This is a genomic window from Variovorax sp., from assembly GCF_035634955.1.
Lineage (GTDB): Bacteria > Pseudomonadota > Gammaproteobacteria > Burkholderiales > Burkholderiaceae_C > Variovorax.
Window position 1 is genome coordinate 54706 of sequence record NZ_DASQBZ010000008.1, and the last position, 22878, is coordinate 77583.

Sequence of the window (22878 nt, forward strand, 5' to 3'; positions counted from 1 at the left end):
GCTACAAATTAAATAGCACATGCGCGACACCCAGGTGCTGTTGCTGCCAGGCTGGCAGAACAGCGGGCCCGATCATTGGCAGAGCCGCTGGGAAGCGCTGTACGGCGACCAGCGGGTGCAGCAGCACGACTGGATGCGTCCGCTGCGCGGCGACTGGCAGATCCAGCTGGAAGAGGCGGTGCTTGCTGCCGACCGCCCGGTGGCCCTGGTGGCGCACAGCCTGGGCTGCATCCTCGTGGCCGCCTGGGCCGCCCATTCGCGCCTGGTCGACCGCGTGCGCGGCGCGCTGCTCGTCGCGCCCGGCGACACCGAGCGTGACGACCTGCGCCAGATGATCCCCGGCTGGGCGCCCATCATGCGCCGTCGCCTGCCGTTCGCCGCCTGCATGGTCGCGGCCACGGACGACCCCTACTGCGCCGCAGCCCGCTCGCGTGCCATGGCCCGAGACTGGGGTGCGCGCTTCGTGGACGCCGGGCCGCTGGGCCACATGAACGCCGAGTCCGGCCTGGGCGACTGGCCCGAGGGCCGCCGGCTGCTCGACGAACTGCTCGCGGCGTCCGCCACCGACAAGAACTGAGGAACGGAATAGACATGGTCACGAAGAAACCCAAGGGACTGGGCCGCGGGCTCGAAGCGCTGCTGGGGCCGGCCGCGCGCGCCGGCGCCGACGACGGCACGTCGGCAGAGGGCGCCGCGGCAGCCGCACAGACGCCGCACGCGCTGGCGCTCGACAACATGGTGCCGGGCGTCTACCAGCCGCGCACCCGCATGGACGAGGGCGCCCTGTACGAGCTGGCAGAGAGCATCAAGGCGCAGGGGATCATGCAGCCGATCCTGGTGCGCCGCCTCGACGCGGATTCGGCGCGGGCCAAGAACGCCGACTACGAGATCATTGCCGGCGAACGGCGCTTCCGGGCGGCGCGCCTGGCCGGCCTGACCGAGGTGCCCGTGCTGGTGCGCGACGTGCCCGACGAGTCGGCCGCGGCGATGTCGCTGATCGAGAACATCCAGCGCGAGGACCTCAACCCGCTGGAAGAGGCGCAAGGCCTGCAGCGCCTGGTCAACGAGTTCGGCCTGACGCACGAGGCCGCCGCGCAGGCGGTGGGGCGCTCGCGCAGCGCCGCCAGCAACCTGCTGCGCCTGCTCAATCTGGCTGCGCCGGTGCAGGACATGCTGATGGCAGGCGACGTCGACATGGGCCATGCCCGCGCGCTGCTGGCGCTGGACAAGGCCACGCAGATCACCGCGGCCAACCAGATCGTGGGCCGCAAGCTTTCGGTGCGCGAGTCCGAGGCCCTGGTCAAGAAGCTGTCGGCCGAGTTCAGCCTGAAGGCATCGCCCCGGCCGGCGCGCGGGGAGGGCGAGAAGTCGCGCGACCTGCTGCAGGTCGAGGAAGAGCTGGCCGACCTGTTCGCGGCTGAGGTCGAAGTGCGCATCAAGAAGCGCACGCGGCGCAACGGGCAGGTGGAGCAAAGCGGCGAGCTGGCCATCCACTTCGGCTCGCTCGAGGCGCTCAATGGCCTGATCGACCGCATCCGTCGAACGGCATAGCGCTATTGCCGGTGGCGCTCCGGCCATTCGCGCACTGGCCGGCCTGCAACCGCCGCCCTAAGCTTCATGTACTCAAAAAGTACCAAAGTGAGGTGCGGAGATGAGATTTGCCAGATTGCCGGTCGCCACGACCGCTGCGCTCGCGGCCAGCCTTCTGGTGGCCGGCTGCGAGACCACCGACATGCAGATGGGCAGCGCCGGCGCCAAGACCATGGCCACCGGCAGCGCCGCCGGCGCCGTGTCCGACAACGCCAGCGGCCAGCTCGAGCGCTGCCCCGAGACGCTGGGCACGGTGTCGCTGGTCGAGAACCAGCAGGCCGGCTGGTACACCATCCTGCGCAACGAATACCACCTGCCGCCGACCTCGAACCTGCTGCGCCTGCTGATCCAGCAATCGAACTGCTTCATCGTCGTGGAACGCGGCGCCGCCGGCATGAACGCCATGACCCGCGAGCGTGCGCTGTCGCAGTCCGGCGAGATGCGGCAGGGCAGCAACTTCGGCAAGGGCCAGATGGTCGCGTCCGACTACGGCATGTCGCCCGAGATCGTCTTCAGCAACAGCAATGCCGGCGGCGGCGCGGCCTCGCTGGCCGGGCTGGTCGGCGGACGCTACAGCGGCGCGCTGGCCGCGCTCGGCGGCAACGTGCAGACGAAGGAGGCCAGCGCCATGCTGACCCTGATCGACAACCGCTCCGGCGTGCAGGTGGCGGCGTCCGAGGGCAGCGCGTCGAAGACCGACTTCGGCGCCATGGGTGCCGTATTCGGCGGCAGCGGCGCCGGCGGCGCGGGCGGCTATACCAACACCGCCCAGGGCAAGGTGATCGCCGCGGCCTTCATGGACGCCTACAACCAGATGGTCCGCTCGGTGCGCCAGTACCAGGCGCAGACCGTGCGCGGCCAGGGCCTGGGTGGCGGCGGCCGCCTGGGTGTCGACGGCGGCGCCGCTCCCCAGCAGACCAGCGCCCCGAAACCGAAAAAGTAGCCCGCCCGCAGCCCGGGCCCAAAGCTCCCGCGGCAAGCGAAGCGAAGCCCGTTCGCGGCCAGCGCGGAACCGGCTTCGCCGGGCCGAAGCTGGCGCCTCCTAGAGGGGATTGCCGGACCTGTTCAGCAGGGAAGGCTGGGGGAGGGAGAAGATCTTCCCCGGATTCATGATGTTCTTCGGATCGAGCGCGCGCTTGATGGTCTGCATCATCTCGATCGCGCCGGCACCGGCTTCGTCCACCAGGAAGCCCATCTTGTGCAGCCCCACGCCATGCTCGCCGGTGCAGGTGCCGCCCAGCGCCAGCGCGCGCGACACCAGCGCGTGATTGAGCTGCTCGGCCTTCACGCGCTCTTCGGGCGCGTTCGGGTCGAGCAGGTAGCCGAAGTGGAAGTTGCCATCGCCCACGTGGCCCACCAGGAAATAGGGGATGCCGCTGGCGTCCGCCTCGGCCACCGAATCGAGCAGGCAGTCGGCCAGGCGCGAGATCGGCACGCAGGTGTCGGTGGAGATCACGCGGCAGCCCGGGCGCGACTGCACTGCCGCGAAGTACGCGTTGTGCCGCGCCGTCCACAGGCGGGTGCGTTCCTCGGGCGTGCTGGCCCATTCGAAGGCCTTGCCGCCGAACTCGCTGGCGATCTCCTGCACCGTCTCGGCCTGCTCCTTCACGCCGGCCGGCGAACCGTGGAACTCCATCAGCAGCATCGGCTCCTCGCGCAGGCCCAGCTTGGCATAGGCGTTGACCATGCGGACGGTGTGATGGTCGATCAGCTCGACGCGCGCGATCGGCACGCCCAGCTGGATGGTCTGGATCACCGTGCGCACGGCCGCCTCGATGCTCGGGAACGAGCAGATGGCGGCCGACACCGCCTCGGGCAGCGGATAGATGCGCAGCGTGATCTCGGTGATCACGCCGAGCGTGCCTTCGCTGCCGACGAACAGCCGCGTCAGGTCGTAGCCGGCGGAGCTCTTCCTGGCCCGGGTGCCGGTGCGGATGGCTTCGCCGCTGGCGGTGACCACTTCCAGCGCCAGCACGTTCTCGCGCATCGTGCCGTAGCGCACGGCGTTGGTGCCGCTGGCGCGGGTGGCGGCCATGCCGCCGATGGAGGCGTCCGCGCCCGGGTCGATCGGGAAGAACAGGCCGGTGCTCTTGATCTCCTCGTTGAGCTGCTTGCGCGTGACGCCCGGCTGCACCGTGACCGTGAGGTCCTCGGCATTGACCGACAGCACCTTGTTCATGCGCGAGACGTCGATGCTGATGCCGCCCTGCACGGCCAGCAGGTGCCCTTCGAGTGACGAGCCGACGCCGAAGGCGATGACCGGCACGTCGAAGTCGGCGGCGAGCTTCACCGCCGCGGCCACGTCGTCGCTGCTCTCGGCGAAAACCACGGCGGCCGGCGGCGGCGCGTCGAACGAGGACTCGTCGCGGCCGTGCTGCTCGCGCACGGCCAGGGCGGTGGAGCAGCGCTCGCCGAAGCGGGCCTTGAGCCCGTCGATGAGTGCCGCGGGCACCTCGCGTTGATGGGATTGCGGCACCAGGTGCGAGATGGCGGTGGGGGCATTCATGAAGGCGTCTCCTCGTGGGGCGCACCGGCGTCGCCGGCGCATCCGGCCATTCTACGAACCGCTGGTGCCGTCTGCACCTCGCGCGCCGGCCCCGCAAGGGCGTCGCCCACTGGCGCGCCGGCGGCGGACCCGCTAGAATCGTTTAGAACTGAATGATTTAAACACTAAGCTTTTTTGTCCCGGGTGCCCCGGCGCCACGGTCGGCCCGAACGAAATCTGGAGAGCCTGAATGAAGATCGTCTGCATCGGCGGCGGCCCAGCCGGCCTGTACTTCGCGCTGCTCATGAAGCGCCAGGACCCCTCGCACGAGGTGGTCGTGGTCGAGCGCAACCGCCCCTACGACACCTTTGGCTGGGGCGTGGTGTTTTCCGACCAGACCCTGGGAAACTTGCAGCAGGCCGACCCGGAGAGCGCCGCCGAGATCCTCGACGCGTTCAACCACTGGGACGACGTCGAGGTGAATATCCGCGGCCACCGGATGGTCTCGGGCGGCCACGGATTCTGCGGCATCGGCCGCAAGCGGCTGCTCAACATCCTGCAAAAGCGCTGCGAAGCCGTGGGCGTCGAGCTGGTGTTCGAGACCGACGTGCAGGACGACACCGCCTACGCCGATGCCGATCTGGTGATCGCCAGCGACGGCCTCAACAGCCGCATTCGCGCCAGGTACGCCGACACCTACCAGCCGGACATCGACCTTCGCGACTGCCGCTTCGTGTGGCTGGGCACCACCAAGCTGTTCGACGCCTTCACCTTCGCGTTCGAGGAGACCGAACACGGGTGGTTCCAGGCCCACGCCTATCGCTTCGACGACACGCACAGCACCTTCATCATCGAGGCGCCGCAGGCCGTGTGGGAGCGCGCCGGGCTCGACCGGATGGACAAGGAGGAGTGCATCGCCTGGTGCGAGAAGCTGTTCGCACGCTACCTGGACGGCCACCCGCTGATCTCCAACGCCGGCCACCTGCGCGGCTCGTCGCAATGGATCCGCTTCCCGCGCGTGGTCTGCAATCGCTGGGTGCACCATGACGCGGCCCACCGCAACCGCCCCGTCGTGCTGATGGGCGACGCCGCGCACACGGCGCACTTCTCCATCGGCTCGGGCACCAAGCTGGCCCTGGAAGACGCGATCGAGCTGGCGCGCTGCATCGGCCGCACGCCCGGCGACCTGGCGCAGGCACTGCGCCACTACGAGGAAGTGCGCAGCGTGGAAGTGCTGCGCATCCAGAACGCCGCGCGCAACTCGACCGAATGGTTCGAGCACGTCGACCGCTACGTCGACCTGCCGCCCGAGCAGTTCGCCTACTCCCTGCTCACGCGCAGCCAGCGCATCAGCCACGAGAACCTGCGCCTGCGCGACCGCGGGTATGTGGAAGACTTCGAGGACTGGCTGGCCGCCCGCGCCGGCAGCCGGCGCGCCGAAAGCCAGCAGGCCGTGCCGCCGATGTTCACGCCGTTCACCGTGCGCGGCGTCACCCTCAAGAACCGGGTGATGGTCTCGCCGATGGCGCAGTACTCCTGCGTCGACGGCCTGCCGGCCGACTACCACCTGGTTCACCTGGGCGCGCGCGCCATGGGCGGCGCGGCGCTGGTGATGGCGGAAATGACCTGCACTTCGCCCGACGCCCGCATCACCCCCGGCTGCCCCGGCCTGTGGAACACCGCGCAGCGCGACGGCTGGAAGCGCATCGTCGATTTCGTGCACGCCAACAGCGACGCGAAGATCGGCATGCAGCTCGGCCACGCCGGCGCCAAGGGTTCGACCCGGCTGGCGTGGGAGGGCATCGACCAGCCGCTGGAGTCGGGCAACTGGCCGCTGCTTTCCGCCTCGGCCCAGCAGTACCTGGACGGCGTGAGCGACGTCTCGCGCGCCATGACGCGTGAGGACATGGACCGCGTGCGCGACGACTTCGTGCGCGCCACCCGCTACGCGGCCGAGGCGGGCTTCGACTGGCTGGAGCTGCACTGCGCGCACGGCTACCTGCTGTCGTCCTTCATCTCGCCGCTGACCAACCAGCGCACCGACGAATACGGCGGCTCGCTCGAGAACCGGCTGCGCTACCCGCTGGAAGTGTTCCACGCGGTGCGCGAGGTGTGGCCGCAGAACCTGCCGATGTCGGTGCGCATCTCGGCGCACGACTGGGTCGAAGGCGGCATCACGCCGGACGACGCCGTGCAGATCGCGCGCGCCTTCAAGGCGGCGGGCGCCGACCTGATCGACTGCTCGTCCGGCCAGGTGAGCAAGCAGGAGCAGCCGGTGTACGGCCGCATGTTCCAGACGCCGTTCGCCGATCGCATCCGCAACGAGGCGGGCATTGCCACCATCGCCGTGGGCGCCATTTCCGAGGCCGACCACGTCAACAGCATCATCGCGGCCGGCCGTGCGGATCTTTGCGCGATCGCGCGCCCGCATCTGGCCAACCCGTCCTGGACGCTGCTGGAATCGGCCAAGATCGGCTACCCCGACGTCGCCTGGCCCAGGCAATACCGCGCGGCCAAGACGCAGCTCGAGCGCAATCTCGAGCGCGAGCGCGCGGCGGCCGCCCAGACCGCCGGCCTGTCGCCGCTGGAGCAGGCCAATCGCGCCCTGGGCGGCTGACAGCGTGGCCCAGCGCAAACCCCTGATCACCATGAAGCAGAACGATCCGTCACACACCCTGCTGAGCCAGGCCGAGGAGCTCGGCCACGAAGGCCGCGCGCGCAGCGGCGACCATGCCGCCCTCAAGCTGTGGCTGCGCATGCTCGCCTCCACCACGCAGATCGAGGCCGAGATCCGGCGCCGGCTGCGCGAGCGCTTCGACATCTCGCTGGCGCGCTTCGACTACATGGCGCAGCTGTATCGCCACCAGGGCGGCATGAAGATGCGCGCGCTGTCCAAGTACCTGATGGTCACCGGCGGCAACGTGACCGGCCTGACCGACGAGCTCGCGCGCGAAGGCCTGGTGGTGCGCGAGAGCAGCCCCACCGACCGCCGGGCCTGGATCGTGCGCCTCACGCCCAAGGGCCGGCGCCTGTTCGAGACCATGGCCGAGGAGCACGAGCAGTGGATCCTCGAGCTTTTCGCCAGCATGGACGACAAGGCCATGCAGCAGGTCCATGCGCACCTCGGCGAGCTGCGCGTGCACCTCCTTCGCAACGCCCCCAACTCGCAGGACAGCGCATGAACGACCAAGCCACTTCCTCCACCGCCCAGCCCCGCGTCGACCCGGCGCTGGCGGCCGGCAACTTCAAGAACGTCGCGAACTACCAGCCGCGCCACTTCACCCTCGGGGTGCAGGGCGAGGTGGCCACCGTCACGCTCGATCGGCCCGAACGCAAGAACCCGCTGACGTTCGACTCGTACGCCGAGCTGCGCGACTTCTTCGGCCAGCTCAAGTACGCCACCGACGTCAAGGCGGTGGTGATCACGGGTGCCGGCGGCAACTTCTGCTCCGGCGGTGACGTGCACGAGATCATCGGCCCGCTGGTGCGACTGAAGGCGCCCGAGCTGCTGGCATTCACGCGCATGACCGGCGACCTGGTCAAGGCCATGCGTGCCTGCCCACAGCCGATCATCGCGGCGGTGGACGGCGTATGCGCCGGCGCCGGCGCCATCGTGGCGATGTCTTCCGACATGCGCCTGGGAACGGCGCGCAGCAAGACGGCATTCCTGTTCAACCGCGTCGGACTCGCCGGATGCGACATGGGCGCCTGCGCCATCCTGCCGCGCCTGATCGGGCAGGGCCGCGCCAGCGAACTGCTCTACACCGGGCGCTCGCTGGGCGGCGAGGAAGGCGAGCGCTGGGGCTTCTTCAATCGCCTGGTCGCACCCGAGGCGCTGCTGGACGCGGCGCAGGCGCTGGCCGCCGACCTGGTGCAGGGGCCGACCTTCGCCAACGGCATCACCAAGACCATGCTGCACCAGGAATGGGCCATGACGCTCGAACAGGCCATCGAGGCCGAGGCGCAGGCGCAGGCCATCTGCATGCTGACCGAGGACTTCTCGCGCGCCTATCACGCCTTCGTGGCCAAGCAGAAGCCCCGCTTCGAAGGCAACTGAACGCGGCGCACCGCCCCACAGGAGACAACACGGATGAGTGACACCCGATACCTGGACTGGCCCTTCTTCGAGGAACGCCACCGCGCGCTGGCGCGCGAGCTGGACGCGTGGGCCACGCAGCATGTGCCGCACGCGCACGGCGCCGACGTGGACGCCGAATGCAAGTCGCTGGTGCGCGCGCTCGGGCAGGGCGGCTGGCTGCGCCACGCTGTGGGCGAGGCCATCGACACGCGCGCCATCTGCCTGATCCGCGAAACGCTCGCGCGCCATTCAGGCCTTGCCGACTTCGCCTTCGCGATGCAGGGCCTGGGTTCCGGCGCCATCAGCCTGGCCGGCACGCCGGCGCAGCGCGAGCGCTATCTGCCCCGCGTGATGCAGGGCGAGGCGATCAGCGCCTTTGCGCTGTCCGAGCCCGAAGCCGGCTCCGACGTCGCGGCCATGCAGTGCAGCGCGCGGATCGAGGGCGACACGGTCGTGCTCGACGGCGAGAAGACCTGGATCTCCAACGGCGGCATCGCCGACTTCTACGTCGTCTTCGCCCGCACCGGCGAGGCGCCGGGCGCGCGCGGCATCTCGGCCTTCATCGTCGAGGCCGGCACGCCCGGGTTCGAGATCGCCGAGCGCATCGAGGTGATCGCGCCGCATCCGCTGGCGCGCCTGCGCTTTGTCAACTGCCGCATTCCGATCGGCCAGCGCGTGGGCGCTGCCGGCGAGGGCTTCAAGGTCGCCATGCGCACGCTCGACGTGTTCCGCACATCGGTGGCGGCCGCGGCGTTGGGTTTCGCCCGCTGCGCGCTCGATGCCGCGATGGAACGCGCGACCACGCGCAGGATGTTCAACCAGACGCTGGGCGACTTCCAGCTCACTCAGGCCAAGCTGGCCCAGATGGCACTGACGATCGATTCGTCGGCGCTGCTGGTCTACCGCGCGGCCTGGCAGCGCGACCAGGGCGGCAACGTGACGCGCGAGGCCGCCATGGCCAAGCTGTCCGCCACCGAGGGCGCGCAGCAGGTGATCGACGGCGCGGTGCAGCTTTTCGGCGGCCTCGGCGTGGTCAGCGGGCAGACCGTCGAGCGTCTGTACCGCGAGATCCGGGCGCTGCGCATCTACGAAGGCGCCACCGAGGTGCAGCAACTCATCATCGCGCGCGAAATGCTCAAGGAGCATGGCGCGGGCCGTGCCGCCTGAGACGCGGCGGCATCGAAAAGACACACATCCAGGAGAACGACAGATGACGCAAGTGCTTCTTCCCGAGGGCTGGCCGCGACCGAAGGGCTATGCCAACGGCGTCATGGCCCGTGGCCGCCAGGTCTACATCGCCGGCATGATCGGCTGGGACGCGCAGGGCGTGTTCCACAGCGACGATTTCGCCCAGCAGGCGCGCCAGGCGCTGCAGCACATCGCCGACGTGCTGCGCGAGGCCGGAGGGAAGCCCGAGCACATCGTGCGCATGACCTGGTACGTGACCGACAAGCGCGAATACCTGGCCGCCGGCCGCGAGATCGGCCAGGCATTTCGCGAGATCATCGGCAGCTACAACGCGGCCATGACGGCAGTGCAGGTGAGCGCGCTGATCGAGGACCGGGCCAAGGTGGAGATCGAGGCCACCGCCGTCATCCCCGACTGAGCCGGTCCGGGCGCCACGGCGGCAGGGCGGAACTCGCCCGCGGATGCGTCATCCATCTCCCCGTGAAAACAAACCACAGGGAGTCTCCGTGCAACGTCCGCATCCGTCTTCTCTTCGTCACCTCGCGGCGGCGGCAGCCGTCGTCGCCGCATTGTCGGGTTGCGCCGCCATGGGCAACGTCGATCCCACCGGCCTGATGGGCGCCGGCGGCAGTGCCTACAAGGCGCTGTCGCTCAGCGACGATGAGATCGTCGCCATGTCCGACGAATCCTGCGCCGCGATGGACAGGAAGAACACCATTGCAAACGCCGCAGGCGCCTACGCCACCCGGCTGGCCACGGTGGTCAAGGCCATGCCGTCGACCATCAACGGCAAGCCGGCCGACTACCGGGTGTACATGACCAAGGAGGTGAACGCCTGGGCCATGGCCAACGGCTGCATCCGTGTCTACAGCGGCCTGATGGACCTGATGAACGACGACGAGCTGCGTGGCGTGATCGGCCATGAGATCGGCCACGTGGCGCTCGGGCATTCCAAGTCGCGCATGCAGGCGGCATACGCCACGAGCGCGGCGCGCGCGCTGGCCTCCGCCAGCGGCATCGCCGCGGTCAAGACGCTGACTGAGTCGCAGGCCGGCGACCTGGCAGAGAAGTTCGTCCATGCGCAGTTCTCGCAGGCACAGGAGCGCGCGGCGGACGACTATTCGTTCGACCTGCTGACGTCGCGCAAGCTCGAACGCAAAGGCCTGGTGACCGGCTTCCAGAAGCTGGCAGGCCAGGGCGAGGGCCAGCAGGCCGGCGCGCTGCTCGGTTCGCACCCGCCGTCGGCAGAGCGCGCGGCGCGCATGCAAGAGCGCCTGGATTCGGCCGGCTAGCACGCTCGCCGCTCGCGGCAGCGGACGGCCTGCGCGCACAATGCGGGCTTTCCGCTTCCCCGCGCCACGGGCGCCACACCCGAATGGGCAATCGACTCACCCAGATCGCCACCCGCACCGGTGACGACGGTACCACCGGCCTCGGCGACAACACGCGCGTGCCCAAGCATCACCTGCGCGTGGCGGCCATGGGCGACGTGGACGAGCTCAACTCCCACATCGGCCTGCTGCTGTGCGAGCCGCTCCCTGACGAGGTTCGCGACCTGCTGGTCGACGTGCAGCACCAGCTGTTCAACCTGGGCGGCGAGCTGTCCATGCCCGGCTACACGCTGCTCAAGGACGACGCGCTGGCGCAGCTGGACGACGCCCTGGCGCGCCACAACGCCGCGCTGCCGCGGCTGGCGGAGTTCATCCTGCCGGCCGGCACCCGCGCCGCATCGCAGGCGCACGTGTGCCGCACCATCGCCCGCCGCGCCGAACGGGCGGTCGTGGCGCTCGGCGCCGCCGAGGCGGTCAACGATGCGCCGCGCCGCTACCTCAACCGGCTGAGCGACCTGCTGTTCGTGCTGGCGCGCGTACTCAACCGCGTCGACGGCGGCGACGACGTCTACTGGAAGAGCGAGCGCCTGGCGCGAGCCCGGCAGCAGGACGCCGACGGCGACGCCTGAGCGCGGGCGGTGCCGGCGGCAATGCGCCGGCCAATGCGACACTCGCGACCCATGCATCGCCTGCCGCTACTTCTCGCATTGCTGGTTCTCGGCGCCTGCGCCGCCGTCGGCGTCGGCCTCAACGGCTTCGACCAGCGCTTCGGCCCGCCCGAACCCACGCGCTTCGACCAGGCGCGCGCCCCGGGTCCGGACGACGTCTCGTTCGACCGGGTCATCCAGCCGATCCTGGACAAGCGCTGCGTGGTCTGCCATGCCTGCTACGACGCGCCCTGCCAGCTGAAGGCCACGAGCTGGGAGGGCATCGCGCGCGGGGCCAGCAAGACGCCGGTGTACGACGCGACCCGGCTGCTCGCGGCGCCGACCTCGCGCCTGTACGTCGACGCCGACCGGGCCTCGCAGTGGCGCGACAAGGGCTTCTTCCCGGTGCTCAACGAGCAGGCCGACGCCAGCGTGCAGGCGCAGCGCACCGCCGGCCTGATGCATCGGCTGCTCGCCCTCAAGCAGGCGCACCCGTTGCCCGGCCACGGCGTGGTGCCGGGCGACATGGATTTCTCGATCGACCGGGCCCAGAGCTGCCCGGCCGGCACGCAGATCGAGGCCTACGAACAGGCCAACCCGCAAGGCGGCATGCCGTTCGGGCTGCCCGGGCTGTCGCCGGAAGAACATCGCCTGATGACGCGCTGGCTCGAGCAGGGAGCACCGGCCGAGGCGGGGGCGGCGCCGTCGCCGCAGGCGCTGGCCCAGGTGGCGCAATGGGAGCGCTTCCTCAACGGCGAATCGGCCAAGGAGCAGCTGTTCGCCCGCTACGCCTACGAGCACCTGTTCCTGGCGCACCTGTATTTCGACGACGCAGCGGCGCGCGAGCGGCGCGAGTATTTCAAGCTGGTGCGTTCGGCCACACCCCCCGGCGAGCCGGTGCGCGAGGTCGTGGCGCGGCGGCCGGTCGACGACCCCGGCGTCGCGCGGGTGTACTACCGCCTGCGGCCCGAACGCGAAAGCATCGTGGACAAGACGCACATGCCGTATCGGCTCGATGCGGCGCGCATGGCACGCTGGCGCGCGCTGTTCCTGGCGCCCGACTATGCCGTCGAGAGCCTGCCGGGCTACGGCGCGGCGCAGGCGGCCAATCCGTTCAGCACCTTCGCGGCGCTGCCGGTGGCGGCGCGCTACGCGTTCATGCTGGACGAAGCGCAGTTCACCATCATGGGCTTCATCAAGGGACCGGTCTGCCGCGGCCAGCTGGCGCTGGACGTGATCGACGACCGCTTCTGGGTGGTCTTCATGTCGCCGACGGCAACGGACGACGAGGCACTGTCGCGGCATCTCGCGCAGGAAGCCGATCTGCTGCGCCTGCCCACCGGCCGCAGCGACACGGGCCTGCTGGCGCCGTGGCTGCGCTACGCCCGGCTCGAGAAGGATTACCTGGAGGCCAAGTCGGCGGCGCTGGCCGACGGCGTTGCCCGCGGCAAGCGGCTGGACCTGCAGCGTATCTGGGACGGCGATCGACGCAACCCCAACGCCGCGCTGACGGTGCTGCGCCACTTCGACAGCGCCAGCGTGGTCAAGGGCCTGGTCGGCACGCCGCCCAAGACGGCATGGGTGATCGGCTATCCGCTGCTCGAGCGCATCCACTATCTGCTGGTGGCCAACTACGACGTCTACGGCAACATCGGGCACCAGCTCAACTCGCGCCTGTACATGGACTTCCTGCGCATGGAGGGCGAGTTCAATTTCCTGGTGTTCCTGCCGCGCGACCAGCGCGAGGCGGTGCGCGACAACTGGTACCGGGGCGACAGCCTGTCGACGCGCCAGCAGGTCTACGGCGGCCCGGCCCGGCTGGATGCCGAGACGGGCATCGCCTTTCGCACCGCAGACGCCAGGACCGAGCTGATGGGCCTGCTGCACCAGCGCATGGCGCCCCTGGGCTCCGGCCAGTTCGGCTCGCTGGGCAGCGAACCCGACGCCGCGGTGCGGCGGCAGCTCGAGCGGCTGGCGACGCTGCACGGCCCGGCATTGCAGTGGGCGGCCGAGTCGGCCGTGCTGGCGGTCGAGGCGCCCGGAAGGCCGGTCCGCTGGTACAGCCTGCTGCGTGACAACGGCCACGAGTCGGTGTCGTACTTCCTGCGGGAGAAGGCACAGCTGCGGCCCGAGGAGGATGCGCTCACCGTCGTGCCCGGCGTACTGGGCAGCTACCCGAACGCCTTCTACCGGGTCCGGGCGGACGAACTGCCCGCGTTCGTCGACGCGATGTCCCGGCTCGGATCGCAGTCGGACTACGCCGACCTGGCCGGGCGCTTCGCCGTGCGCCGCACCAACCCGGGTTTCTGGGCCTTCAGCGATGCGCTCAATGCCGCCAACGAGAGGGCGCAGCCGCTGGCCGCCGGCATTCTCGACTACAACCGGCTGGAGAACCGGTAGCCGCCCTGCGCGCGAACGCGCGCGGATGCGCCGGGCGGCGTCACGCCCTGTGGAGGTCGGCCGACACGTGCCGGCGCCGGCACGCGCTAGGATGTCCACCTGTGATCGAGGCCATGACCATGAAACACGCCATGTTCCCGCGCTTCGCGCTGGCGTTGCTGCTGCTGACCGCCGCCGGTGCAGCCGCCGCTCAGACCGAAGCCGACCCCAAGAAACCCGCGCCCAGCCACAAGGCGAACACCATCAAGCAGGTGCCGAGCAACTCGGTGGGCGACAGCATCCAGCGCGGCACCAATGCCGCCGGACGCGGTATCTCCAAGGCCGACAGCGCAACGCGCAGCGGCATCGCCAAGGGCTCTGAAGCGGCCAGCCGGCCGGTGCGCAACCTCGGCGATTCGATCGGCCGCAAGCTCGGCCTGGGTACCGGCAGCACCGGCCCGGCGCGCGGCCCGCAGTCCGAGCAGCCTTGACCGGCCGGGCGCCGCCTACTTGGGCGGCTTGAGGAGCTGGCGCACTTCCTCGACGTTCTCCTGGATGCGCCCGCGCACCACCTCGAAGGCCTCGGCCTGCGACTTGGCCGCCATGTCGGCCAGTTCGCGGATGTCGTCCAGCGCACGCTTGAAAGAGGCACGGCCCATTTCGTCGAGCTTGGCGATATTCTGGCGCGCGTCCCCCGAGGGCATCGACTGCACGGTGCTCTGCCACTCGGTAATGGCGTTGCGCATCATCTCCGTCTGCCGCTTCACGACCGCCTGCAGGCCCTGGTAGGACTTCTGGTTTGCGCGCATCAGGACTTCCAGGTCCTTGCGCCGGTTCGCGGCGATGGCACTGGCGGCGCCGCCCAGGTTGATGTTCTGCAACCGCTCGCCCATTTCCTTGAGGGGTTGCGAGAACGCCTTGTGCATGTCTTCCATGCCGGCGGCTGCGGCGCGCGCCGCGCCGCGGGTGCCGGTATCGGTCTCGGTGGCCTTGGCCGCCGACGCGCGCTTGGCGCCAGCGGTGGTCTTCCTGCTCGTTGCCATCTCGTCTCTCCTTGTGTGGGAACCGGGAAGTTGGACGAACGACACGATACGCCAGGCACGCCGATTCGTGAATCGGTCGTCGCCGCCGACGCGGCGGCAAGCGCAGGACGCTAGGGGCGCGCGGGCGCGTTCTCGGGCAGCTCGATCTTGACCTCGAGCACTTCGAGGTCGTCCTGCCGTTCCAGGTTGACCTTGATGTCCTCGGCCTTGATCGAAACGTACTTGGTGATCACCGCCACCAGTTCGCGTTGCAGGTCGGCCAGGTAGTCCGGACGCTTGCTGCCGCTCAGGCTGGAGCGTTCATGCGCCAGGATGATCTGCAGGCGTTCCTTGGCCACGCTGGCCGTCTTCTTCTTCTCGCCGAGCAGGAAGGAGAGGAAGGACATGGCTCACTTCCCTCCGAACAGTCGCTTGAAGAAGCCGGGCTTCTCCGCGTCGACGAAGCGCATGGGGCGGTCTTCACCCATGAAGCGGGCCACCACGTCCTGGTAGGCCTGGCCGACGTCGCTTTCCTTGTCGTGAATGACCGGGATGCCCTGGTTGGAGGCCTGCAGCACGGACTCGGACTCCGGAACCACGCCGATGAGCTTGATGCGCAGGATGTCCTGGATGTCCTCGAGGGACAGCATCTGCCCGCCGGCGACCCGGTTCGGGTTGTAGCGGGTGATCAGCAGGTGCTCCTTGATCGGCTCGCCGCCTTCCTTGGCGCGGCGGGTCTTGCTGCCCAGCATGCCCAGGATGCGGTCGGAGTCGCGCACCGAGGAGACCTCGGGATTGGTCACGATCAGCGCCTCGTCGGCGAAGTGCATCGCCATCATGGCGCCCGTCTCGATGCCGGCCGGCGAGTCGCACACGATGTAGTCGAACTCCATCTCGGCCAGGTCCTTGAGGACCTTTTCGACGCCTTCCTGCGTCAGCGCTTCCTTGTCGCGCGTCTGCGAGGCGGCGAGCACGAAGAGGTTCTCGCAGTTCTTGTCCTTGATGAGCGCCTGGCGCAGGTTCGCCTCGCCCTGGATGACGTTGATCAGGTCGAACACCACGCGCCGCTCGCAGCCCATGATGAGGTCCAGATTGCGCAGACCGACGTCGAAGTCGATCACCGCGGTCTTCTTGCCCGCCAGCGCGAGTCCGGAGGCAAAGCTCGCGCTCGTCGTCGTCTTGCCGACGCCGCCCTTGCCGGAAGTCACCACCACGATCTTGGCCATTTGCTGTTGATTCCTTGTTTTCTCGTGAAGTCGGGTTGAGGTTGAATTGGGTGTTTGTCGGGCCGGCCCCGGCCGGCGTGGACGTTTGTTCATGCGATGGACTGGAACACCAGCTTCTGTTCGTCCAGCCAGACCTGCGTGGGCTTGCCCTGCACATCGCCCGGCAGGGCCACCTCGGAGGTGCGGTAGATGCCGGCGATGGCGACCAGCTGCGCCTCCATGCAGGTGCTGAAGATGCGCGCCTCGGTATTGCCGCGTGCGCCGGCGATGGCCTTGCCGCGCAGCGGCGCGTACACGTGGACGTGGCCGTCGGCGATGACTTCCGCGCCGAAATTCACCACGTCCAGCACGATGACGTCGCCGCCGCGCGCGTAGACCTGCTGGCCCGAACGCAGCGGCCGGTCGATCACCAGCGTGCCGCTGGCCGGCACCGGCACCTCGCGCACGATCTGCGGCGCCGGGCTGGGCGCCTGCGCGGCGGGGGCCGGCTTCGGCGCCGGCGCGACGGGCATGGCCGCCACCGACAGGCCGGCGGCACGCGCGGCCGCATGCAGCGCATCGCTGCCGCCGCGCACCGCGATCGGCTGCGTCTGGTGACGCGCCAGCAGTTCGCGCAGGCGAGGGAAATCGAGCGCGTCCTCGTCGTCGGCCAGCTGCAGCTGCGACAGGTCGATCACGACCGGCTCGTGCTCGAAGAAATCGGGGGAGTCGGCGAGCTGTGCGTCCAGCGCCTCGGCCAGCAGGTCGAGGTCGGCCGTCTTGAGGATCACCGCGATCAGCGGCAGCGTCGCGCTCTTGAACTCGAATACCGCTTGGGTGCGCGCGGCGGATGCATCAGCCATGAAAGAAGTGGGTCCCGAAAGCGCCCGAGTCTAACGGGCGCGAGCCGCCGGCCCGGCGCTGCAGGCGCCTTTGGCGGCACTGCCGGGGACCTTTTGCATGTTGTTGCATCGCGCGCCGGCCGTCACTTCGTCATGCGAAATGGCGGCGGTTGAGCAGCGCGTTGAGCACGATGGCGCCGAACGTGGCGGTGCCGATGCCGCTCAAGGCCAGGTCGCCGAACTTGAGCGTGAAGTCGCCGGTGCCGAGGATCAGCGTGATGGCGGCCACCAGGAGGTTGCCGTTGCGGCTGAAGTCGACCTGGTTGTCGACCCAGATCTTGGCGCCCGACATGGCGATCAGTCCGAACACCACGATGCTCACGCCGCCCATCACTGCCAGCGGAATGGCCTGGATCAAGGCGCCGAACTTCGGGCTCAGCCCGAGCACGATGGCGATTGCCGCCGCTACCACGAACATCGCGGTGGAATAGATCTTCGTGGCCGCCATCACGCCGATGTTCTCGGCGTAGGTGGTCACGCCGGTGCCGCCGGCGGCACCGCTGACCACGGTGGACAGGCCGTCCGCGATGAAGGCGCGGCCGATGTAGGGGTTCATGTCGGTGCCGGTCATGGCGCTGACCGCCTTCAGGTGGCCCAGGTTCTCGGCCACGAGGATCACCGCCACCGGGGCGATGAGCAGCATGGCATCGGCCTTGAACACCGGCGCGACGAAGTGCGGCACGCCGAACCAGGGCGCGGCGGCGATGGCCGAGACGTCGATCGGCTTGCCCAGCCCCAGGCCGTTGGTGAGCACGGCATAGACCACGCTCGCCAGGATCAGGCCGACCAGGATCAGCAGCCGCTGCACCATGCCGCGGGTGTACACCGCCACGAGGGCGACCGAGACGAACGTGACCAGCTGCATCCAGGTGTCGAAGCTCGTCGGTGCCATGTTCTTGATGGGAACCTGCGCCAGGTTCAGCCCGATCACCGCGACCACCGCCCCGGTGACCACCGGCGGCATCAGCCGCTCGATCCAGTGGGTGGCGGCGCCGTCCTCGATCTCGTCGACTTCCATGCCGGCGACGGTGGACTGGAGCCGGCGCTGGCGCCGGTTGGTGGCCGCCACCAGCGCGCCGATCAGCATGTAGACCACGCCGCAGGCGATGATGCCGCCCAGCGCCACGCCGATGTTGGCGTTGCGCCCCTGCCCGGCGTAGCCGGTCGCGGCGATGACCACCCCGATGAATGCGAAGCTCGAGCCCAGGTAGCTGGGAACCCGCCCGCCGGTGATGGCGAAGAAGATCAGGGTGCCGATGCCGCTCATCAGGACGGCGACGTTCGGGTCGAACCCCATCAGCAGCGGCGCCAGCACGGTCGCGCCGAACATCGCAATCACATGCTGGATGCCCAGCAGCACGGTGGGTGTCCAGGGCAGCCGCTCGTGCGGTGCCACGACCTGGCCGGCTGCCGGCCGGACCTGTTGCCAGCCGAAGAGGCGGGAATCGCTCATCTTGTTGTCCTTGCGGGTCGACGGAGTGCGAAGGCACCGCCGCCTCGACCTCGGCTGCGGGCGGGCGCTATTGTCGGGGCAGCAGGATCGCCATCGTCAGGCGAGACACGCAAGTGGGCTCGCCGGCGTCGTTGATGAGGTCAATCTGCCACACATGCGTGGTGCGGCCCCGGTGGATCGGGCGCGCGACGCCGGTGACCCAGCCGCTGCTGGCGGCGCGCAGGTGGTTGGCGTTGATGTCCAGGCCGACGGCACGCTGTCCCTCGGGGATGGAATAGTGTGCGCCGCACGACCCCAGCGTCTCGGCCAGGACCACCGACACCCCGCCGTGCAGGATGCCGTAGGGCTGCACCGTGCGCCGGTCGACCGGCGCGCGGGCGCGGATGAAGTCGTCGCCGACTTCCAGGAACTCGATGCCCAGGTGGGCCACCGTGGTGTTGACGTGGGTTTCGGTCAGGCTCTCGACCGAAACCGGCTTTTGCCAGATGCGCATGGTGCGTCCGCTTCCTTGTTGCTGTTGCTGGCGCTGGACTATAGCCAGCAGCCGACCGCTACGCGTCGCCCCGGCGACGGCCAGGACAGGGTGATGGACGACATGGCGCGCGCCCGGGCGACGTTAGCGTCGATGCATGTCGCGCCGTCGCGTCCTCCTGCTCGGTGCCGCCGGCTGCGCCGTGGGCGCCGCGGCGGTGCTGGCGCTCGCCGCCTGGGCCTGGCTGCCCTCGCAGCAGGAAGCCGCCATCCGCCTGTCGAAAGCCTTTGCCGAACGCACGGGCACCGAGGTCGACCTCGGCGCCGTCCGCTGGTCGCTATGGCCGACGCCGACGCTCGTGGTCGAGGACGCGGTGACGCGGCAGGACAATCCGATCGTCATCAAGCGCATGCGGCTGCAGGGCAGCTGGTCGTCGCTGCTGCACCGCCAACCGCGGGTGGAGCAGGCCGACCTCGAAGGCGTGGCGGTGTCGCGCGCCGCATTGAGCGAATTCGCCGGTGCCGGCAAAGCGGGCCCCGACAACACCGCACCCCTGGAGAAGGCCCTCGTGCTGCGCGACATGCGCGTGTCCTTCCGCGACCTCGGCTGGATCGACCGGCGGCACGTGGAACTGGTCTACGAGGGCGAAGTGGCGTTTGACGCCGACGGGCTGCCGCAGCATGCCGAGGTGGCACGCGCCGGCGTACAGCCGCCGGCCCGACTGCAACTCGACCGGCAGGCCGACCCGATGCGCTGGCGCGTGGAGATCGACGTCGGCGGCGGCAGCTGGAACGGCGAGGCCGGCCTGCATGACGAGCCCGGGGCCAAGGGTGGCCGGCTGCGCCTGGACGCCGCCCTGACCCCGCGCGACGTCGACGTCGGCCAGCTGGTTGCCGCCTTCCACCGGCGCAGCGTGGTGGACGGCCACGCCAATGGCACGACGACGGCGGACTCGCGCGGCGAGCGCTGGATCGACCTGCTGCGCGGCCTGCATACGCACACCCGCTTCGTGATGAAGCCGGCGCGCATCACCCGCTTCGACCTCGGCCGCGCCATCAGCACCGCCGGCACCGAGACTGCCGGCCAGACGCCGCTGGACCAACTGTCCGGCGTCGTGGAGACCCGCAACAGCGCCCAGGGCATGGAGTTCCGGTTCAGTGACTTGAAGGCCAGCTCCGGCGCGCTCAGCGCCAGCGGGAAGATCAAGGTGCTCAACGGCAAGCTGAACGGCGACCTGGCGGTCGATGTCGTCGACGGCGTCGTCGGTGTGCCGATGCTGATTTCCGGCACCGTCCAGGAGCCGGTGCTGTCGGCAAGCGCCGGCGCGGTGACCGGGGCGGCGATCGGCAGCGCGGTCCTGCCCGGCGTGGGGACGGCGCTCGGAGCGCGGCTGGGCCACGAGGTCGAGCGGCTCCTCGGGGGGAGCAGCGCACCGGCCGGCAAGCCGGGCGGCAAGTCCGGCGGCAAGGCCGCCCCGAAATCGGGGAACATGGGAGAACCTCCCAATCCGGAACGCGGGCCGGCGCGTTAGGCTCGGCGGCTGGGCTGTCGGCCGGTCGTTCCGGCGGGCAGCCTGCACGCACCAGAGTGCGCAGCCACGGAGACCATCCATTGAGCCGACACATCCCCGTTCCCCGGATCCGCCAGTACCAGGATTTCCTGCAGGCCAGGCACGGCCTGCGCTTCGACGACTACGACGCCTTGTGGCGCTGGTCCGTCACCGACCTCGATGCGTTCTGGCAAAGCATCTGGGATTTCGCCGCACTGCAGTCGCCGACGCCCCATGCGGCCGTGCTGGCGGAGGAAAGGATGCCTGGGGCGCGCTGGTTCCCCGGCGCCCAGGTGAACTATGCCGTCGAGGTGCTGCGCCACGTGGACGCCGCGCACGGCGCCGGAATGCCCGCCATCGTCTGCGAGGACGAGCAAGGGCGGGTGCGTGAGACCAGCTGGCCCGAACTGCGCCGGCAGGTGGCGGCGCTGGCGCTCACGCTGCGCCGCCTCGGCGTGCGGCGCGGCGACCGCGTGGCCGCCTACCTGCCGAACGTCTCCGAGACCATGATCGCCTTCCTGGCCTGTGCCAGCGTCGGCGCCGTCTGGAGCGTCTGCGCACCGGACATGGGCGCGGCCGCGGTTGTCGACCGCTTCGCGCAGATCGAGCCCAAGGTACTGATTGCGGTAGACGGGGTGCACTACGGCGGCAAGGCGCTCGACCGCAGCAGCGTCGTGCGGCAGCTGCGCGAGTCGCTGCCGACCGTGCATTCGCTGCTGCTGGTGCGCACGCCGCATGCCGCCGCCGCGCTGCCGGCCGAGTGCGACTGGGCGCAGGCCGTGGCGCAGCACGATGCCGAAGTCGCCGCGTTCGCGCCCGAATGGCTGCCGTTCGACCACCCGGTGTGGATCGTCTATTCGAGCGGCACCACCGGCCTGCCCAAGCCGATCGTGCACGGGCATGGCGGCATCCTGTTGTCGATGGCGCTGTCGGCCATCCATTACGACCTGGGCGCCAGCTACAGCGACAACAACCGCGGCGAGCGCTTCCACTGGTTCAGTTCCACCGGCTGGGTGATGTGGAACGCGCAGTTGTCCGGCCTGGCCAGCGGCATCACCGTGTGCCTGTTCGACGGCCACCCGGCCGGCAGCGCGGCGCGGCCGGACTGGGGCGTCCTGTGGCGGTTCGTGGCACGCCACCGCGTCACCTTCTTCGGGGCCGGCGCGGCCTACTTCGCCAACTGCATGAAGGCCGGCCTGGCGGCCGCGGACGTGGGCGACCTGTCGCACCTGCGGGTGCTGGGCAGCACCGGCTCGCCGCTGGCGGCGTCGGTCCAGGAATGGGGATCCGCGCTCGTGCGCGCGGCCGGCGCCGAAGATGTCTGGTGGTGCAACATCTCGGGCGGCACCGATTTCTGCGGCGCGTTCGTCGGCGGGAACCGCGAACTTCCCGAGGTGCCCGGGCAGATGCAGTGCCGCTTCATGGGCGCGGCGGTGTATGCGTGGAACGAAGACGGCCAGGCCGTGACGGACGAGGTGGGCGAACTGGTGTGCACCCGGCCGATTCCGTCCATGCCGCTGTATTTCTGGAACGACCCGGGCGATGCGCGCTACCTGTCGAGCTATTTCGACACCTACCCCGGCGTCTGGCGCCACGGCGACTGGCTGCAGGTGGGCGCCGACGGTGGCTGCGTGATCTACGGGCGCAGCGACGCGACGATCAACCGCCAGGGCCTGCGCATGGGCACCAGCGAGATCTACAACGCGGTGGAAGGCTTGCCCGAAGTGCTCGATTCCATGGTGGTCGACCTGGAATACCTGGGGCGCGAGAGCTACATGCCGTTGTTCGTGGTGCTGCGCGAGGGCCTGGCACTGGACGACGCGCTGCGCGGCAGGATCAACGACGCGATCCGGACCCGGCTGTCCCCGCGCTTCGTGCCGGACGACATCTTCCAGGTGGCCGAGATTCCGCGCACCCTGTCGGGCAAGAAGCAGGAATTGCCGATCAAGAAACTGCTGCTGGGCCAGCCGCTGGAGCGGGTGGTCAACCGCGAGGCCATGGCCAATCCCGGCAGCCTGGACTGGTACGTGGCGCTGGCGCATTCCCGAAAGCAGACGCAGGGCTGAGGGCGGCGGCAACGCCGCGCACCCTCGCCGCCGCGTGCGAGCATCATTGGCCCGCCTCGACCTTCGCCAGCGAGGCCGTGCTGGCACCGCCGTTGACGCGGGCCAGCTCGATTGCGAATTCAGGCCCATTGCGCATGCGCTCGTAGTTCGCCATGCGCTCGCGGTAGGTGGGCGAGACGCTGTCGTCGAACTCGCCGATGTCGCCCAGGCCGGCGCGCAGCCACAGGTTGCGATCAGCCTCTACCATCGCGCGCTGGACCATGCCGGGCGCCGGGTCGGGCGGACCGACGCGCAGTTCCGCCGGCCCGACTTGCGGCGAGGCGAAGTAGGCGGCCTGGACCTCATCGCGGCTGAGCGTGCTGGTGAACTGAATGGGCGGGCCGACCCATTCCTCGGCCGGGACGGTCTGCGCCGACACGATGGCGGCGGCCGACAGGCCCATGGCGATGGCGATGCCCAGGATGTTTTGCGAGCGGATCATGATGAAGTTCCTCGGTGGTTGGAGTTGCCG

Annotated in this window: 22 protein-coding genes; 14 read left to right on the plus strand and 8 right to left on the minus strand. The window is 69.6% G+C overall.

Annotated features, from left to right (window positions below):
• Window positions 1-19: 19 nt before the first annotated feature.
• The 3 genes from VES41_RS03855 (at window position 20) to VES41_RS03865 (ending at window position 2533) form a co-directional block, all read left to right on the plus strand.
• Window positions 20-577, plus strand: coding sequence for an RBBP9/YdeN family alpha/beta hydrolase (locus tag VES41_RS03855; protein ID WP_324813230.1), 558 nt, complete (start codon window positions 20-22; stop codon window positions 575-577).
• 14 nt (window positions 578-591) lie between these two features.
• On the plus strand, window positions 592-1551 hold the full coding sequence (locus VES41_RS03860) for a ParB/RepB/Spo0J family partition protein (protein ID WP_324813232.1): 960 nt from the start codon (window positions 592-594) through the stop codon (window positions 1549-1551).
• 100 nt (window positions 1552-1651) lie between these two features.
• Window positions 1652-2533 (plus strand): CsgG/HfaB family protein, encoded by an 882-nt coding sequence (locus VES41_RS03865; protein WP_324813234.1) that lies wholly within the window; start codon window positions 1652-1654, stop codon window positions 2531-2533.
• A gap of 99 nt (window positions 2534-2632) precedes the next feature.
• Here VES41_RS03865 and VES41_RS03870 read toward each other — a convergent pair whose 3' ends face one another.
• Window positions 2633-4096 carry an FAD-binding oxidoreductase gene (locus tag VES41_RS03870; RefSeq protein ID WP_324813236.1) on the minus strand — a complete coding sequence of 488 codons (1464 nt, stop codon included), beginning with the start codon at window positions 4094-4096 and terminating at the stop codon, window positions 2633-2635.
• A 229-nt stretch (window positions 4097-4325) separates the two neighbouring features.
• On the opposite strand from VES41_RS03870, the gene VES41_RS03875 reads away from it, so the two are divergent.
• The 9 genes from VES41_RS03875 to VES41_RS03915 all read left to right on the plus strand — a co-directional run bounded on the left by VES41_RS03875 (window position 4326) and on the right by VES41_RS03915 (window position 14189).
• Entirely contained in the window at window positions 4326-6692 is a 2367-nt protein-coding gene (locus VES41_RS03875) for a bifunctional salicylyl-CoA 5-hydroxylase/oxidoreductase (protein WP_324813238.1), read from the plus strand.
• 31 nt (window positions 6693-6723) lie between these two features.
• Window positions 6724-7257, plus strand: coding sequence for a MarR family transcriptional regulator (locus tag VES41_RS03880; RefSeq protein WP_324813240.1), 534 nt, complete (start codon window positions 6724-6726; stop codon window positions 7255-7257).
• Complete coding sequence (locus VES41_RS03885) at window positions 7254-8132, plus strand: enoyl-CoA hydratase family protein (protein WP_324813243.1); 879 nt, start codon at window positions 7254-7256, stop codon at window positions 8130-8132. The genes VES41_RS03880 and VES41_RS03885 overlap by 4 nt, the downstream gene beginning before the upstream one ends.
• Window positions 8133-8165: 33 nt before the next feature.
• Window positions 8166-9320 (plus strand): acyl-CoA dehydrogenase family protein, encoded by a 1155-nt coding sequence (locus VES41_RS03890; RefSeq protein WP_324813246.1) that lies wholly within the window; start codon window positions 8166-8168, stop codon window positions 9318-9320.
• 43 nt (window positions 9321-9363) lie between these two features.
• Window positions 9364-9759, plus strand: a complete 396-nt coding sequence (locus tag VES41_RS03895; protein ID WP_324813249.1) for a RidA family protein — start codon at window positions 9364-9366, stop codon at window positions 9757-9759.
• 169 nt (window positions 9760-9928) lie between these two features.
• A complete protein-coding gene (locus VES41_RS03900; RefSeq protein ID WP_324813288.1) occupies window positions 9929-10633 on the plus strand; it encodes a M48 family metalloprotease in 705 nt (234 codons plus the stop codon).
• A gap of 83 nt (window positions 10634-10716) precedes the next feature.
• Window positions 10717-11301 (plus strand): cob(I)yrinic acid a,c-diamide adenosyltransferase, encoded by a 585-nt coding sequence (locus VES41_RS03905; RefSeq protein ID WP_324813252.1) that lies wholly within the window; start codon window positions 10717-10719, stop codon window positions 11299-11301.
• Between the two features lie 51 nt (window positions 11302-11352).
• Window positions 11353-13719 carry a fatty acid cis/trans isomerase gene (locus VES41_RS03910; RefSeq protein ID WP_324813255.1) on the plus strand — a complete coding sequence of 789 codons (2367 nt, stop codon included), beginning with the start codon at window positions 11353-11355 and terminating at the stop codon, window positions 13717-13719.
• A gap of 113 nt (window positions 13720-13832) precedes the next feature.
• Complete coding sequence (locus VES41_RS03915; RefSeq protein WP_324813257.1) at window positions 13833-14189, plus strand: hypothetical protein; 357 nt, start codon at window positions 13833-13835, stop codon at window positions 14187-14189.
• A 15-nt stretch (window positions 14190-14204) separates the two neighbouring features.
• Here the strand turns inward: VES41_RS03915 and phaP are convergent, their stop codons facing one another.
• The 6 genes from phaP to VES41_RS03945 form a co-directional block, all read right to left on the minus strand.
• Entirely contained in the window at window positions 14205-14741 is a 537-nt protein-coding gene (gene phaP / locus VES41_RS03920; protein ID WP_324813259.1) for a TIGR01841 family phasin, read from the minus strand.
• 110 nt (window positions 14742-14851) lie between these two features.
• Entirely contained in the window at window positions 14852-15127 is a 276-nt protein-coding gene (minE, locus tag VES41_RS03925) for a cell division topological specificity factor MinE (protein ID WP_324813261.1), read from the minus strand.
• Window positions 15128-15130: 3 nt separating this feature from the next.
• Window positions 15131-15946 carry a septum site-determining protein MinD gene (gene minD / locus VES41_RS03930; RefSeq protein ID WP_324813264.1) on the minus strand — a complete coding sequence of 272 codons (816 nt, stop codon included), beginning with the start codon at window positions 15944-15946 and terminating at the stop codon, window positions 15131-15133.
• Window positions 15947-16035: 89 nt separating this feature from the next.
• Window positions 16036-16788 (minus strand): septum site-determining protein MinC, encoded by a 753-nt coding sequence (minC, locus tag VES41_RS03935; protein ID WP_324813266.1) that lies wholly within the window; start codon window positions 16786-16788, stop codon window positions 16036-16038.
• A gap of 130 nt (window positions 16789-16918) precedes the next feature.
• On the minus strand, window positions 16919-18280 hold the full coding sequence (locus tag VES41_RS03940) for a solute carrier family 23 protein (RefSeq protein ID WP_324813267.1): 1362 nt from the start codon (window positions 18278-18280) through the stop codon (window positions 16919-16921).
• 67 nt (window positions 18281-18347) lie between these two features.
• A complete protein-coding gene (locus VES41_RS03945) occupies window positions 18348-18773 on the minus strand; it encodes a hotdog fold thioesterase (RefSeq protein WP_324813269.1) in 426 nt (141 codons plus the stop codon).
• A 136-nt stretch (window positions 18774-18909) separates the two neighbouring features.
• On the opposite strand from VES41_RS03945, the gene VES41_RS03950 reads away from it, so the two are divergent.
• Window positions 18910-20283 (plus strand): hypothetical protein, encoded by a 1374-nt coding sequence (locus tag VES41_RS03950; protein ID WP_324813272.1) that lies wholly within the window; start codon window positions 18910-18912, stop codon window positions 20281-20283.
• 80 nt (window positions 20284-20363) lie between these two features.
• Window positions 20364-22367: an acetoacetate--CoA ligase gene (locus tag VES41_RS03955; protein ID WP_324813276.1), complete on the plus strand. Its 2004-nt coding sequence runs from the start codon at window positions 20364-20366 to the stop codon at window positions 22365-22367.
• 43 nt (window positions 22368-22410) lie between these two features.
• On the opposite strand, the gene VES41_RS03960 is transcribed toward VES41_RS03955, so the two are convergent.
• Complete coding sequence (locus VES41_RS03960) at window positions 22411-22848, minus strand: hypothetical protein (RefSeq protein ID WP_324813279.1); 438 nt, start codon at window positions 22846-22848, stop codon at window positions 22411-22413.
• Between the last annotated feature and the right edge of the window lie 30 nt (window positions 22849-22878).